This is a genomic window from Janthinobacterium glycogeni (genome assembly GCF_051380725.1).
GTDB lineage: Bacteria > Pseudomonadota > Gammaproteobacteria > Burkholderiales > Burkholderiaceae_D > Janthinobacterium.
Window position 1 is genome coordinate 451,131 of record NZ_JBNYXP010000005.1, and the last position, 14,430, is coordinate 465,560.

Genomic DNA, 14,430 nt, shown 5'->3' on the forward strand with positions numbered 1-14,430 from the left:
TGCAGAGCTATTTGTACAGCGATAAAGCCAGCGCGCCGAAGATGGCGATGAAGATGCACAGCCGCGCCAGCGACGGGTGCCACACCATGCGGTACACGCCCAGCCAGCCCAGCACGCGGTCGAGCAGGGTTTGCAGACCGATGCTGAGGATGAACAGGGGCAGCAGGGTAGGAATCAGAATTCCGAACAGGGCGAATTCACGCGGCATGATGGTCTCCGGCGTCAGGCGCCATGTGGTCGAGTAATGAGGTATAGATCGAATGCAGGTCGGCCAAGGCTGTCTGCAGACGTGCGCTGCGTTCGGCTGTCGCATCGGCTTGCGTTTGCGCCGCGCGCACCACGGCGCCCGCCTGCAGGGTGGCGTCCAGCGCCGCCTGCAGTGGCGCATCGCCGCGCGTGCGCAGCCAGGCGGCGATGCCGTCCACGCACTGCTGCAGCGCATGGCGCGTGGCGCCCGGGCGGGCGGTCGCGATCAGTTCGCGCAATTCGATCACGGAATGGCCGATTTCCAGCAGGGTCAGGGCCTGGCGCACGACGGCGCGCGTAGCCTCGCCCGGCGCCGGCCCGGCCGCCGCATTGAGCTGACTGAGCAGGTCGCGCACGCGGTTGTCGAAACGATGCTTGACTCGTCGCGCCGGCGCCGTGCACGCATGCAGCGCTTCGCGCCACAGGGCCGGGCCGATATGGTCTTTGTGGCCCATCGTGTGCTCGGGCAGCAGCACGGCGAACACGAGGGCGGCCAGCATCAGGCCGACGATCAGCGCCATGCCCGTGTTCAAAAAGGCCGCGCCATCGACGTGCATCAGATTCGTCGGCGCCATCTGCGTGATGAAGGTCGACACGCCCAGGCCCACGCCCAGCTTGGCCGGATTCGTCATCAGGTACAGGCCGACGGCGAGGAAGGGCGCAAAACTGAGCACCAGCATGGGGAAGCCGTCGCCGTGCACCAGCACGAAGTACACGCAGACGAGCGACAGGGGCATCGCGATCAAAAAGCCCGTCAGCACTTGCCGGATCATCATGATGGGGCGCGGCGAGGACGAGGCCAGCGCGCAGAACACGGCCGCCATCAGCATCGCCGTGCTGGCGTAGGGCCAGGCGAGGAAATAGGCGCCCAGCGCCAGCAGGGCCAGGCTGATGCCGGCGCGCGCGCCGCTGGCGAGCACCAGCGCGGGCGGCGTCTTCGGCGCATACGCCTGCGGCGTGCTCACGTCGAGCGGCGTGTCATGCACGAGGCTGAAATACACTTCGTGAAAGCGGCTCATGTCGCGCGCGAAGCGCTCGAGCAGTTCGCATACGGTGTCGAAGTCGATGCGCTGCGCATGCGCGATGGCCGCGCTGTCGATCTCCGCGCGGGCCTGCGCCAGCGCCGTCTGCAGATGCCGCTGCATGGTGTCGAGCGAGTCTTGCGACGGCGTCGCCTGCAGCGCTTCGGCGACGATGGCGTACAGGGGCGCGCACGCCTGCATGACCTGGGTTTCGCCATCGCGCCGCAGGCGGTCGAACAGGCGGTGGAAGGTGTAGAAGGTGGTCAGCGCCGTCATGAAGGTGGCGTTGAAGGCGTGCAGCTTGCGGTTTTGCGCGCGCACGTGGCTCACTTTGCTGGTGACTTCGAACAGGGCGGCCGAGCGGCCCAGTTCCAGCGCCGCCACATCGGCGGCAAACTGCAGATGCGTCAGTTCCACTTGCGCCGGCGTGAGCTTTTGCTGCAGCACGTCGTGGCAGAAGGAGAGGAATTTGCCGTAGCGCGCCTGCACCGTGCGCATCACCTGCGTGCCCTGGTGGCGCGGAAGCAGCACGCTGGACACGGCTGCCGAGCAGATGATGCCCAGGCCCACTTCGGCCACGCGCGTAACGGCCAGCGAGAATACCTGCATCGGCTGCTCGATGGCGGGCAGCACGATCATGCAGGCCGTGTAGCCGGCCAGCACGTAGACATACGACTGGGCATTGCGGTGCAGCGCCGAGCCGCTCGTGCACAGGCCCACCCACAGGGCCAGGCCGGCGAACAGCAGCACGGGCTGCTGCGGGAACAGGCCGATCAGGGTCAGCGCCGCCGTGCATCCGAGCAGGGTGCCGCACAGGCGGTAAAAGCTTTTTTCCAGCACCATGCCGCTGCTGGGCAGGGCCAGGATGATGGTGGTGGTCATCGCCGTGCTCGGCGAATCGAGGCCCAGGCGGTAGGCCAGCCACAGGGCGCAGAACGCGGCGATGAGGTTCTTGCCGACGTAGATCCAGCGTTCGCCTTCCGTCGCGCGCCAGTCCTGCAGCGCCAGCGCCAGCCAGTGGGCCGCCCGGCTCAGGGGGCCATATGTAGGTGTGGTTGCTGTGGCTGGCGTCATCGATAGGCTATCAGTTCTGGTTGTTGAGATTGTTCAGGTTGCGCAGCTGGCGCATGTACAGCTTGTCGAGCACTTGCAGCTCTTCTTCCGTGAACCCTTCGTACAGGGCCGACGTTTCCTGGTACACGTCGGGCAGCGCCGTTTCGATTAGCGCGCGGCCCTTGTCGGTCAGCGAGATCATCACCGAGCGGCGGTCTCCGGGACGCGTGCCGCGATGGATCAGGCCGCGCGTTTCCAGGTCGTTGCATACGCGCGTCAGGTTGGCCGGCTTTTCATGGCACGCCATGCCCAGGGTGCAGGCGTTCGAGGTTTCGTCGTCCGTGCCGTACAGCACGGCCAGCACCATGTAGCTGGCATCGACCAGGTCGTGCTTCTTCAGCGCGGCATTGGTCAAGTCCTTCATGCCTTTTTGAATGTGGTACGTCATGCGCAACAGGCGCATCAGTTCCATGGGGAAGCCTGGCATGCGCGTGCGGATGTTTTGCAGCCGCTTGGAGGTGGCGTCAAAAGCGGTCATGTCATATTCCTTCATGTGTGAATAAAGTTCCGATTGTATCTTGTTGGGCTAGGGCAATGCCAGGATTGCAAGCTCAGATGCCGCCTCCTAACGCATTCATCAAGGAAACGTAGAGATCGAGTTCGCGCGCCCCATTTTGCGCCTGCTGCTGTTCTTCCGCCAGCAGGGCCACTTGCGTGTTGAGCATGGCGATGGCGTCGCTCATGCCCGCCTTGTACGCTTTTTCCGCCAGGTCGCGCGCGCGCTGCGCCGTGGCCAGCGCCTGCACGGTCAGCTGATGCTGCTTTGCCAGCGATTGCGCCTTGGTGACGGCGTTGGCCACGTCCGACATGGCGTTGATGACGGTGGCGTTGTACTGCTCCACGGCGCCATCGTACACGGCCGTCTGGCTGCCCAGCTGGGCGCGCAGGCGGGCGCCGGCAAAGATGGGCAGGCTCAGCGCGGGCGAAACGCCGCGGATATCCGAGTTGGCGTCGAGAAAGTGGCTGAAACCGAAGGCCTGGAAGCCGGCAAACGCCACCAGGTTGACGTTCGGGTAGAACTCGGCCTTGGCGGCGTCGATGCGCTGCGCCGCCGCTTCCACTCTCCAGCGCTGGGCGGCGATGTCGGGACGGCGGCCGATCAGGTCGGCCGGCAGGGCGGCGGGAATGGCCAGCGGCTGGTCCAGGCGCAGTACGGGCCGCGTGAGCGCCGCACCGGCCGCCGGGCCCTTGCCCGCCAGCGCCGCCAGCTGGTTGCGCAGCAGGGCCAGCGACTCGGCCGACTGTTCCAGCTGGCGGCGGCCCGCCGGCAAGGTGGTTTCGATCTGCGCCACGTCGATATCCGTGCCGATGCCGGCTTGCTTGCGCTGGCGCGTGATGTCGAGGATGCGGGCGCGCTGCGCCAGGCTGCGTTCGATCACGTCCTGCAGCTGGAATTCATACGACAGCTGGATGTAGGTGCGCACCAGCGCCGTTTCCAGGGCCAGGCGGGCCATCTGCGATTCGGCCGACGCCATCTGCACGTCGCCCAGGGCGGCGGACAGGGCGGCGCGGTTGCGGCCCCACAGGTCCAGGTCGTACGAGGCCGTGACGGTGGCCTGGTTGCGCCACGCGTAATTGCCGGCCAGCGGCGCCGGCGTGCTGCCGTGCTGCGAATACAGTTCGCGGTTGATGGAGACATTCGCGTCGGCCTGCGGACGGGTCTTGTCTTCCGCCGCGCCGGCCAGCGCCTCGGCCTGGCGCACGCGCGCCTGGGCGCCGCGCAGGGTGGGGCTGTCGGCCAGCGCCTGGTCCATCAGGCGGTTCAATTGGGGGTCGTGCAAGTCTTGCCACCATTGCGTGCGCGGCCATTGTATGGCGGCGCTGGCGGCGGCATCCATGGCCTGGCTGGCCTGCAGCTTGTTGGCGTCGAGCATGGCCGATTGCGGCGCGATATGGCCCATGTCGGCGCAAGCGCTCAAGGCAAGGATCAGGCTGGCGGCAAGCAGACGGCGGTGCAGGGACATGCAGGGACTCCGGGGTGGATGGTGACGGGGGTGTGGCTGGGGAAATCACAGCTCGCCGCGGTGAGCGCCGGGAGTGGCCCGGGTGCTGCGCCGCAACTGAGTTGTTACTGACTGAAACCGGCTGACTGGTTTCTTATTGCACGACGTGCTTGGCCGTTTGCGCGACGTCGAAGTCCGCTTCCGTTTGCGGGATCAGGCCAGCCTTGCGGGCGGCGTAGAACTCGGCCATGACTTGTTCGCGCGTCACCTTGCTGGCGGCGGTGGCCGGCGTTTTCGGGTAGTCGACTTCGCTGGTGGCGATTTCGCCGGCGTTGCGGGCACGAATGTATTCGGCCGTGACGTCAGCGCGCGTGAGTTGCTGGGTGGCAGCGGCAGGCGCGGCGCTCTGGGCGAAAGCCGAAGTGGCGGTGGTGATGGCAAACAATGCTGCGATGAGTGATTTGGCTTGCATGATAAGACTCCAAAATGTGCATGATGGCTGGGTGGATGGGCCGGATCGCCACGTACCGGTCGGTTCGGCGGCATGGCGCTGGTGGGCGCCGTGCCGCCGATGAAGCAGTTTCTGGATGAGAAGATGCTTACTTGGATTAACTATAGCAATGAATAGTACATTTGTGAAGTAAATTCTGGAAATATTTGTGCGCCGCCGCATTTCCCCTTGTGCAAAGGTCGTGCAGGCGTGCGCCACTGGACTGGCCAGGAGAGTAAGCTGGTTTTTTTGTTAACGGGAGTCAGCCATGAGCAGCAGCACACTCGATCCGGACAATTTGCCCGTCACGCCTGACCGCGTCCTGGGCAGCGGCCATGGCAAGGGCGCGCTCGGGCCCAGCGACAGTTCCGACAGCGGCAGCGACATGCAGGGCGTGCCCGGCCAGGATGCGGAAGCGCTAGACAACGACAGCGATGCGGCCGGCACGGGCGAACGGGCCGGCGTGGAGCCGCGCGATACGGCGCCCGACGGCGCCGATATCGACGTCGATCATGTGGAAACCCTGGCGCCCGTGCGGCCGGCGGAGGAGGGCGATGGCGAACCCGGCGTCCCCCAGGCGCCAGCGCCGCGCCCCTGATGCCAGCGGCTGGCCGCAAATTGCCGCCGCTTTGGCGCCATCAGCGTAAAATGCGGACAAGGGGGCGTGCGCGCCGCCATGGCCAGCCGGCCGGCACAGGATAGGATGTCAGAGGATGCAAACGCAGATGTCGGAAGAGAAAGAAAAAGGCTTGATGTCGATGTACCGCGAGACGCGGCCGCGCGAGTTTTTTGGCGAAAAAAGTAACACCAATCACCTGGCCTGGAGTGCGCTGGTGGTCTTGCTGGCGCTGGCGTTCTGGCTGATCGTGGCCCTGGCGGCGGCGGAAAACCAGCGTTATGCCCTGGAAACGAAGGCATGCCAGGATCGCGTGTTCCCCACGGAAATCGACACGTCTTGCCTGAAACAGGTCAAGTCGCGCGATCACTGGTGGCAGCACGTGGCCCATGCGCTGGTGCGCATGGGCGCCTGATCCGGGCGCAAGCAGGCTGAACGATCTGGCGGAACCTGGCGGCGGCGAAGGCCGCCGCGGTGATGGAGCGATAGTGCGGGAGGCGCCATGCCACGCGATCACTCGCGCGAGCAGCCGCAATGGCTGCTGGCGCGCCACACTGCCTTGACGGCGCGCCAGTTGCTGCGCGCCTATGGCTTGCTATGCCTGTTTTCCCTCGTCATCGCCGCCGCCTTTGCGCTGCGCGGCCTCTGGACCATTCCCGTCTTTTCGTTCGCCGAACTGGGCCTGGTGGCCGCCGCCCTGCAGCATCACTTGCGCCACGCGCGCGACTATGAACACATCGCCTTGCGCGACGGCGAGCTGATCATCGAACAGGTCAGCGCAGGCCACTGCCGGCGCCACCACTTTTCGCCGTGGCGCACGCGCATCGTCGTGCCGCAAGGGCCGCGCCAATTGATACACATCAACGATATGGGTGATGCTGCCCGTCATGTGGCTGTGGGCGTGTTCGCCACGCCGGAGCGGCGCCGGCAAGTGGCGCAGGAACTATGCGCGCTGCTGCCGCCCTATTTAGGCCCGTAAAACTGGAAAGTCTGGACCACCAGCAAGGTGGCGGGAAAGCCCGTGATGGTTTTGAATTCCTTGACGCCGGTAATCTTGTAGGCGCCAGCCTGAAACTCTTCCCCTTCCGCCCAGCGGTGGTCCTTCATGGCAAACTGCAGCAGGTGCTTGTCGTTATAACGGTAGCTGAAGATGGTGTAGGCGCCGACGCGACTGGTGACGACGAAACGTTCATCCTGCGCGTCCGCGATGAGCAGGATGCCCGGATAGCGCTCGATGCCCGCTTCCTGGTTCTGGATGCGCAGGATCACATCGGTAAAGCCGCATTCGGCGTCGCGGATCTTGTCGCGCTTCGTGGCGATCTGCATCACCTCGTCGTAGCTCTTGTCATGCACGATAGACCAGCGCGGCGAGTCGCAATAATTGGCCGCGCTGGCAGGGGCCGCACAGGAAAGCAGCAAACAGACGGTGATGGCGGGGATGGCTTGCATGGGACCTTGTCACGGATGTCGTGGGAGGCGGCAGTCTACCTGCTGGCTGCCGCCGCCACAAGCGCGGGACGATTGTCAGGTGGCCCGCGACGGGCCTTCCCACAGATTGATATGGCCTTCGCGCGCCTGCACGTCGATGGCGGCCAGCTCGTCGGCCGTGAACGACAATTGCTGCAGCGCGGCCACGTTTTCGCGGATTTGCGCGCTGCTGCTCGCGCCGATCAGGGTCGAGGTGACTCTGGGGTCGCGCAGCACCCAGGCCAGCGCCATCTGCGCCAGGGTTTGCCCCCGCTGCGCGGCAATCTGGTTCAGCGCGCGCACGCGGGCCAGGTTTTCCGCGCTCAGGTGCTGTTGCGTCAGCGAACCGCCGCCGGGACGGTTGACGCGCGCATCCTGCGGCACGCCATCGAGGTACTTGTCGCTGAGCAATCCCTGCGCCAGCGCCGTGAACGTGATGCAGCCCATGCCCTGCTCTTGCAGGGTGTCGAGCAAGCCGTCTTCCTCGATCCAGCGGTTGAGCATATTGTAGGCGGGCTGGTGGATCAGACACGGCACTTTCCACTCTTTCAGCAGGGCGGCTGCCTCGGCCGTCTTTTGCGGCGAGTACGACGACAGGCCCACGTACAGCGCCTTGCCCTGCTGCACGGCGGTGGCCAGCGCGCCCATGGTTTCTTCCAGCGGCGTGTCGGCGTCGTAGCGGTGCGAGTAAAAGATGTCGACATAATCGAGGCCCAGGCGCCGCAAGCTCTGGTCCAGGCTGGCCAGCACGTATTTGCGCGAACCGCCGCCCTGGCCGTACGGGCCCGGCCACATGTCCCATCCCGCCTTGGTGGAAATGATCAGCTCATCGCGGTACGGTAAAAAATCGTCGCGCAGCAGCTTGCCGAAATTGCTTTCCGCGCTGCCATACGGCGGGCCGTAGTTATTGGCCAGGTCGAAATGCGTGATGCCCAGGTCGAAGGCCGTGCGCAGCATGTCGCGCTGCGAAGCCAGATTGTTGCTGTCGCCAAAGTTGTGCCACAGGCCCAGGGACAGCAGCGGCAGTTTCAGCCCGCTGCGCCCGCACGTGCGGTATGGCATGCTGTCGTAGCGGTTCTCGGCGGCGTGGTAGGTCATGGCATCTCCTTGTAAATGAATCGCCTATTTTGGCGCAAAATCAAGGTGTGCGTGCGTGCGCCTTGCGCGCGGCGGGACGCGCCTTACAATGGGCGTTCAGGAATCTCGCAAGGAGCGGACATGGAAATCGAATTGAAATTGCTGCTGGCGCCGCAAGACGCGCCCCGCCTGCGCGCCCACCCGCTGCTGGCGCAGGCTGCGCAAGCAGAGGTGCAGGTGCTGCAGATGCACGATATCTATGTCGATACGCCCGATTTGCAGCTGTGCCGCCATCATGCGGGCTTGCGCGTGCGCCAGGTGGACGGGCACTGGGTGCAAACCCTGAAGGCGGGCGGTACCGTCAACGGCGGCCTGCACAGCCGCCACGAATGGGAAGGCGACGTGCCGGGGCCGCAGCCGGATCTGGCCGCGCTCGACTCGGCCATCGGCCGCAAGCAACCCGTCCGCGCGCTGCTGCGCCAGGACGCCGTCCGCGACGCCCTGCAGCCCGTGTTTACCACGCGCATCGAGCGCACCGTCTGGCAGCTGCGCACGCCGCAGGGCGACCAGATCGAATGCGTGCTCGACCAGGGTGTCATTGAAAGCGGCGCGGACGGGGCCGCGCGCAGCGTGCCCGTCAGCGAGGTCGAACTGGAATTGAAGCAAGGGCAAGCGGCCAGCCTGTTCGACGTGGCGCTGGCGCTGCTGCGGGACGTGCCGCTGCAGCTGGGCCACATGAGCAAGGCGGAACGCGGTTACCGCCTGGCGGCAGCGTACCCCTTGCAAGCCGTCAAGGCGCAGCCCCTGGCGCTGGACGCGGCGATGTCGGTGGAACAGGTGTTCGTGGCCATCGCCGGCAATTGCCTGGAACAGGTCAGCGGCAACCAAGATGGCGTGGCGGCGGGCGAGGATGTGGAAAGCGTGCACCAGATGCGCGTGGGACTGCGCCGTTTGCGCTCGGCGCTGGGCATGTTCAAGTCCCTGCTGGCCTTGCCGGACGCCTTGAAGGCCGAACTCGACTGGCTGGGCGGCGCGCTGGGCGAGGCGCGCGATTGGGATGTGCTGGCTGGCAATACCCTGGCACAGCTCGACGGCGAAGCGCAGGCCGATGCGGCGGCGCTGGCGCAGGCGGCGCACGCGCAGGCGCGGCTCAAGCACGTGGAAGCGGCCCAGGCCGTCACTTCGGCGCGCTACACGGCCTGCATGCTGGGCTTGCAACGCTGGCTGCAGGCGCGCGCCTGGCGCGACGGCTGTTCCGCGCGCCAATTGCGGCGCCTCGATGCGCACGTTTCGCCGTTTGCCCGCGCCACCCTGCGCAAGGACCAGCGCCGTCTGATGAAGCGCGGCAAGCGCCTGCTGCATGCCACGCCGCTGCAGCGCCATCAAGTGCGCATCGCGGCCAAGAAGACGCGCTATGCGACGGAATTTTTTGCCTCGCTGTTTGCGGGCCGGGCCGTGAAACCGTATGTGGGACGCTTGTCGGCCTTGCAGGATGAACTGGGCTGGCTCAACGATGTGCAGGTGGCCGACCGTCTGCTGCAGCAACTGCCCGATGCCCAGGCCGACCAGGCTGACCAGTCCGCCCAGGACGGGTTGCGGCTGCACGCGGCCTTCGTGCGCGGCTATCTGGCGGCGCGCGCGCAGGCGGAAGGCAGCGATGGCCGCATGCACAAGGCCTGGCGGCGCTTCAAGGCGACCCGTTTGCCGGCCTGAATCCGCTTGTATCGGGGCGCGAGGTCCGGCCAGACATGGCCAGGCCAGGCCAAATCAGGCTAGGCCAGCGGCCGCTGAAAATGGCGCTCGAGAATGGCCAGCGGCGACTTGTGCGGGGCGGCCATGGCGCGCACGGGCAGCAGCCAGGTTTGCTCCAGCGCATGCTGTCCCCGCAGTGCCGCGTGCGAGACCGCGTCGCTGAAGACGATCCACGTCTGGCCCGGCGCGAATGCATGCGTGTGCTGCTCCGCCTGCGCCTGGTAAGCGAGATCGGCCTTCATGGCGTCGTGCAGCTCCAGCATGTAGTGATCGTAGGCCGTGCGCCGCGACTTGGTGATGCGCAGCCATTGCAGCAGGGCGGCCAGCACGGGTTGCGGACGCTTTGCGACGGGTAGAAAACGCTGCGCCACCTGTTCGAACGGCGCGCCCAGTTTCCACACGCGGGGTGCGCCGTGCGGATCGATGTTGGTGAAGACGCGCAGGATGCGCCGGCCTTGCGTGGGCGAGGAGGGGAAGCTGTCGACGTGCAGGCGCGTATCGTCCTTGCGCCAGGACGTCGCCCTGCCGGCGATTTCCACAGGGCGAAAGCTGCCCTTGCCTTGCTGCAGATGGGGAGCATAGCCGGGCAACAAGCCTGCCAGCAAGCGCCGCGTGTGCTCCGCATAGCGCCGCATCAGCGCGGCCAGCAGGGCCGCATCGCAGGCATCGCCGTGGCCGCGCACGCCGCGTGCCGGTTCCCAGCTGATGTTCTTGGCGCTGCTGGCGTTCCCCGCCGCGCCGTTCAGCAGGGCATGCTCTTCCTGTTGCAGGGAAAAGCCCAGGCGGGGCAGCAGCAGCACCTGGCCATCTTCGAGTGCCTGCAGCGCCGCAGCCTGCTGCGCGGCGCTGCCGCCGGCGTCCCACCGGTCCAGGGAAATATCGATGAGTTTGCTCATGGCACAAACGGGGAAAACGTCGGAGCGGCCAGTATGGGCGCTTGCCGCCCGCTCCCGTTTGCGCTGGCGCAGACTTACATCACAGTTTGCTGTTCTGGCAGCCGGCGCTCACGCATTCGCGCACGCGGTCCTGCAGGAATTGCGCGCGTTCGATGGTGGTCTTGGTGGCGCAATCGAGATTCACATAGAAGCCCGATGATTCGCGTTTGGAGCAGGCGTCGTTGCGGTTGGCGATCCACGCCAGCTGGCCCGATTTCAGCTTTTGCTTGCCGCCGGCATCGAGTTTGGCGGCGAGTGTCTTGTAGTTGGCGTTGAGTTCCTTGTCCGCTTCCTGGTACACCTTGTTGAGGCAATACAGGCCGTCGAAGTCGTTGCGCGGCGTGTCGCAGGCCGAGTTGGCGAAGGCGGAACCGGAGGCGCAGAGCAGCAGGGCGAGCAGGCATTTTTTCATGGCGGGCTTTCAGAAAGTAGTGGGGCAGGATAGCCGAGCAAGACAGCGCTCTTGCGCATCGTATAACATTTTTTCTCCAGGCCGCAGACGCTTGCGGCCGTGTGCCGTCAGCACCGCCAGCGCCGTTAGTAGGCCAGGCGGCCCGGCACGCTCACTTCGATCTGCGTGCCGGCGCCGGGCCGGCTGTCGATGCGCAGGCTGGCCCCGATGGCGGCGGCGCGTTCGCGCATGCCGACCAGGCCCCAGTGGCCGGGCCGCTGGCCCGCCTGCGCCACGGCGTCATCGAGGCCGCAGCCGTCGTCGCGCACGCGCAGGGTGAATGCCCGTTCCGCATAGTCGAGTTCCAGCACGATGTTTGCCGCCTCGGCATAGCGCGAGGCGTTGAACAGCGCTTCGCGCGCGATGGCATAGATTTCGTCATGCACGCGCGGCTGCAGGCGTCGGCAGGTGCCGCCGACCTGCACGGTGAAGGCGTGCGCGCGGTGCTCGGCCAGGCCCTTGCCGAACTGCTGCAGCGCCAGCCGCAGTTCGTCCGGTTCGGCCGAGGCGCGCAAGTCCATGATCTGGTCGCGGCCTTCGATCAGCAGCTGGTCGGCCAGGTTGAGGGTGCCATCGAGGCGCGCCCGTTCGCGCGTGCCCTTGGGCAGCATGTCCGCATGCGCATGGAACGACAGGATCAGGCCCTGCACGCTTTGCAGCAGGGTGTCGTGCAGCGAACGGGCGATGCGCGAGCGTTCGGCCAGGCGCTCCTGCAAGCGTTCCTGCAGCCGTTCCTGCATATTGCGCGTCAGGTGGCGGATGCGCAGCACATAGCCGCCATACAGCAGCAGCGCGCCGCCCAGCGCCAGCAATAGCGCGAACCACGGCGTTTGCACGAAGGCGGGCGCGATGACGATGTCGAGCCCCGTCCCTTGCGTGTTCCAGACGCCGTCTTCGTTGGCGGCCGTGACGTCGAAGCGGTAGCTGCCGGGCGCCAGGTTGGTGTAGTACGCTTCGCGGCGCCCGACCGCCTCTTGCCAGCCGGCGTCCACGCCCGCCAGCCGGTAGCGCAGGCGCACGCGTTCCGGCATCGACAGGCTCAGGGCCGTGAAGCCGATCTGCAGGCTCTTGCTGCCTTGCGGCAGGTGCAGCGGCTTGCCGTCATCCAGGGCATAGCGCACGCCATCGGCCAGCAGGGTGTGGATCTGCACGGGCGGCGGCAGGCGATTGCGGCGGATATGCAGCGGGTCGAGCATGGCGATGGTGGCCGAGGTGGAAAACCACAGCTTGCCGTCCGGCGCATGAATCAGCGAGGGCACGGGGCGCAGTTGCGAGGCGTGGCCCTGCAAGCCGTCGAGCGCGTCGAAGCGTTCCGCGACGACGGCGCTGCCGTCGCGCAGCCACGCGGCCAGGCTGGCGGCGCCGATATGATCGATGCCATCCGCGCCATGCAGCCACAGGTCGCCGTCCGGCAGGCGCATGATGCCCGACACGCCGCGAAACGCCGCGCCGTGCGCGCCGCGCAGCATCTGGAAGCGGCCGGCGCGGTACAGGGCCACGCCGTTTTCGCCGCCGGCCCACATCGCCTCGCCATCGCGGTACAGCTGCAGCACCGTGCCCACCTGCAGGCCCTCGGCCGCACCGAGCCGCCTGATGGCGCCCGCGCGCTGGCCATCGGCCACCAGGCTGACCGTATTGTCGGCATGGCCCAGCCAGACGGTGCCGGCGCCATCGATCGCCATGGCCGTGGTCAGCACTGCGGGCAGGCCGGACAGGCCGCCGTTCGCGCTCCATTTTCCTTCGCTCAGGCGAAACAGGCCGCCGCCGGAAAACGAGGCCCACAGGGCGCCCGAGCGGTCTTGCTGCAGCGCCTGCGGATCGAGCCCCAGCACGGGCGGCACCACGCGCGTCATGGCGCCGTTGCGCGCGCGGTGGTGCAGCTCCTGCTCGTTGCCCAGCCACAGCGTGCCGTCGGGCGCCCAGTGGCTGGCCGCCAGCGCCCCTTTCAATTCCACTTTTTTCACGCCGTCGGCCGTAAAGCTGCGCACGTCGCCCACGTAGTCGCCGATCCATACGTCGCCATCGGGGCCCGGCAGCATGCCGGGATGGTCGAAGGGCACGGCGACGGGCAGGGTCCGCAGGCGGTTCGGCCGCAGCCGGTCCAGGCCCGTCGAGGTGCCGAACCACAGATTGCCCTCGCGGTCCTGGAACGACGTCTGCGGCAGCGGGCCGCTGATGCCGTTCTGGCGCGTCAGGCGCTGGGCCGGCAGGCTGGGGCCGGCAGGGTCGAACTTGCGTTCGATGCCATCGGGCTGCATCAGCCACATGGTGCCAGCGCGGTCGAAGCGCATGCCGTTGCCCGTGGCGTCGGGCCGGATGGGCGCATCGCCGCGCGGCGCGCTGGTGCGCACGCGATAGTAATGGCTTTGCGAGTCGACGGCCCAGATGGCGCCATCGGGCGCTTCGTCCATGCTGGTGAGCATGGTGCGCGGCCAGGCATGGGAAAAGCGCGCCTGGCCCGGCTTGCGGAAAAAGACGCCATGCATGGTGCCCATCCACTGCGTGCCGTCGCGCCCGAACAGGATCTGGTACACGCGCTTGTCGGGCAAGCCCACGTTGGCGGCTTGCGCTTCGAAGCGGTCGGCGCCGGGCGCCAGGCGCGCCGCGCCATCGCGCGTGCCGACCCAGATGGCACCGTCGGGGGCCGCCTCGATATGGAACACGGCGCCCGGCGGCAAGCCGTCCGCTTCGCGGTAGGTGCGCGCGCCATCGCGGCGAAAGACGCTGACGCCGCCGAGGCGGTAGCCGACCCACACGGCGCCGTCCGGCGGCGTGGCCAGGCCCAGTACATTGCTTGACGGCAGGCGGTGGCCGTACACGCTGTCGACGCGGTCGAAGCGCACGCCGTCGTAGCGGTACAAGCCGGTGGCCGTGGCGATCCACAGCCAGCCATCCTTGCCTTGGGCGAATTTGAGCACGTCGACGGGCGCGCCTTGCAAGGCGCCCCAGGCATTATGGGTGTAGTCGGACAGCAGGGGCGAGGGGGCGGCCGCGCACGCGTGCAGATGGCACGCCAGCAGGGGCAATATCAACAGGCGGCGCAGCAGGCGAGCGGACATCGGCGCAGAGGGAGGTGGCGGGGCAGTGATTGTAGCGCAGCGCCGTGCCTGTCAGCATGTCCAGTCCTAAAATAGGTTGACAGTATTTATTGCTGCACAAACGCCCGATGCACCGCATCGGGCGTTTTGTACTTCAAGGCCATATGTGGTCGTTCCTGGTTGTATATCCGCACCGATTGCGCCACCATTTTGCTCGCCTGTTTCAGGTCCGCCGGCCGATTCAACAGGAACTCGCCTTTCAGAATGCCGTTGATGCGTT

Annotated in this window: 15 protein-coding genes; 4 read left to right on the top strand and 11 right to left on the bottom strand. The window is 66.7% G+C overall.

Going from position 1 to position 14,430, the window contains the following annotated elements:
- Nucleotides 1-7: 7 nt before the first annotated feature.
- The 5 genes from ACQ4W4_RS15025 to ACQ4W4_RS15045 all read right to left on the bottom strand — a co-directional run bounded on the left by ACQ4W4_RS15025 (nucleotide 8) and on the right by ACQ4W4_RS15045 (nucleotide 4,796).
- Nucleotides 8-208 carry a DUF1656 domain-containing protein gene (locus ACQ4W4_RS15025; protein WP_070224633.1) on the bottom strand — a complete coding sequence of 67 codons (201 nt, stop codon included), beginning with the start codon at nucleotides 206-208 and terminating at the stop codon, nucleotides 8-10.
- Complete coding sequence (locus ACQ4W4_RS15030) at nucleotides 198-2,342, bottom strand: FUSC family protein (protein ID WP_436542678.1); 2,145 nt, start codon at nucleotides 2,340-2,342, stop codon at nucleotides 198-200. The genes ACQ4W4_RS15025 and ACQ4W4_RS15030 overlap by 11 nt, the downstream gene beginning before the upstream one ends.
- Nucleotides 2,343-2,352: 10 nt before the next feature.
- Nucleotides 2,353-2,859: a MarR family winged helix-turn-helix transcriptional regulator gene (locus tag ACQ4W4_RS15035; RefSeq protein WP_046682655.1), complete on the bottom strand. Its 507-nt coding sequence runs from the start codon at nucleotides 2,857-2,859 to the stop codon at nucleotides 2,353-2,355.
- A gap of 73 nt (nucleotides 2,860-2,932) precedes the next feature.
- A complete protein-coding gene (locus ACQ4W4_RS15040) occupies nucleotides 2,933-4,345 on the bottom strand; it encodes an efflux transporter outer membrane subunit (protein WP_436542679.1) in 1,413 nt (470 codons plus the stop codon).
- 133 nt (nucleotides 4,346-4,478) lie between these two features.
- Nucleotides 4,479-4,796, bottom strand: a complete 318-nt coding sequence (locus tag ACQ4W4_RS15045) for a DUF4148 domain-containing protein (RefSeq protein ID WP_436542680.1) — start codon at nucleotides 4,794-4,796, stop codon at nucleotides 4,479-4,481.
- 286 nt (nucleotides 4,797-5,082) lie between these two features.
- Here ACQ4W4_RS15045 and ACQ4W4_RS15050 point away from each other — a divergent pair, with 286 nt between their 5' ends.
- From ACQ4W4_RS15050 to ACQ4W4_RS15060, 3 genes are all read left to right on the top strand, one after another.
- Nucleotides 5,083-5,412 (top strand): hypothetical protein, encoded by a 330-nt coding sequence (locus tag ACQ4W4_RS15050; protein WP_436542681.1) that lies wholly within the window; start codon nucleotides 5,083-5,085, stop codon nucleotides 5,410-5,412.
- Between the two features lie 115 nt (nucleotides 5,413-5,527).
- Nucleotides 5,528-5,845, top strand: a complete 318-nt coding sequence (locus tag ACQ4W4_RS15055; RefSeq protein WP_436542682.1) for a hypothetical protein — start codon at nucleotides 5,528-5,530, stop codon at nucleotides 5,843-5,845.
- Nucleotides 5,846-5,932: 87 nt separating this feature from the next.
- Nucleotides 5,933-6,409: a DUF2244 domain-containing protein gene (locus tag ACQ4W4_RS15060; protein WP_436542683.1), complete on the top strand. Its 477-nt coding sequence runs from the start codon at nucleotides 5,933-5,935 to the stop codon at nucleotides 6,407-6,409.
- Here the strand turns inward: ACQ4W4_RS15060 and ACQ4W4_RS15065 are convergent.
- On the bottom strand, nucleotides 6,394-6,879 hold the full coding sequence (locus ACQ4W4_RS15065; RefSeq protein WP_436542684.1) for a hypothetical protein: 486 nt from the start codon (nucleotides 6,877-6,879) through the stop codon (nucleotides 6,394-6,396). The two genes, ACQ4W4_RS15060 and ACQ4W4_RS15065, sit on opposite strands and share 16 nt — an antisense overlap.
- Nucleotides 6,880-6,954: 75 nt before the next feature.
- Complete coding sequence (gene mgrA, locus ACQ4W4_RS15070) at nucleotides 6,955-7,995, bottom strand: L-glyceraldehyde 3-phosphate reductase (protein ID WP_436542685.1); 1,041 nt, start codon at nucleotides 7,993-7,995, stop codon at nucleotides 6,955-6,957.
- A 120-nt stretch (nucleotides 7,996-8,115) separates the two neighbouring features.
- On the opposite strand from mgrA, the gene ACQ4W4_RS15075 reads away from it, so the two are divergent.
- Nucleotides 8,116-9,687 carry a CYTH and CHAD domain-containing protein gene (locus ACQ4W4_RS15075; protein ID WP_436542686.1) on the top strand — a complete coding sequence of 524 codons (1,572 nt, stop codon included), beginning with the start codon at nucleotides 8,116-8,118 and terminating at the stop codon, nucleotides 9,685-9,687.
- A 59-nt stretch (nucleotides 9,688-9,746) separates the two neighbouring features.
- Here ACQ4W4_RS15075 and kdoO read toward each other — a convergent pair whose 3' ends face one another.
- The 4 genes from kdoO to ACQ4W4_RS15095 form a co-directional block, all read right to left on the bottom strand.
- On the bottom strand, nucleotides 9,747-10,622 hold the full coding sequence (gene kdoO, locus ACQ4W4_RS15080) for a Kdo hydroxylase KdoO (RefSeq protein WP_436542687.1): 876 nt from the start codon (nucleotides 10,620-10,622) through the stop codon (nucleotides 9,747-9,749).
- Nucleotides 10,623-10,701: 79 nt separating this feature from the next.
- Nucleotides 10,702-11,073 (bottom strand): lysozyme inhibitor LprI family protein, encoded by a 372-nt coding sequence (locus ACQ4W4_RS15085; RefSeq protein ID WP_436542688.1) that lies wholly within the window; start codon nucleotides 11,071-11,073, stop codon nucleotides 10,702-10,704.
- 125 nt (nucleotides 11,074-11,198) lie between these two features.
- Nucleotides 11,199-14,171 (bottom strand): sensor histidine kinase, encoded by a 2,973-nt coding sequence (locus ACQ4W4_RS15090; RefSeq protein ID WP_436542689.1) that lies wholly within the window; start codon nucleotides 14,169-14,171, stop codon nucleotides 11,199-11,201.
- A gap of 86 nt (nucleotides 14,172-14,257) precedes the next feature.
- A partial coding sequence (locus ACQ4W4_RS15095; protein WP_436542696.1) for an integrase core domain-containing protein occupies nucleotides 14,258-14,430 on the bottom strand: 173 nt, incomplete at its 5' end.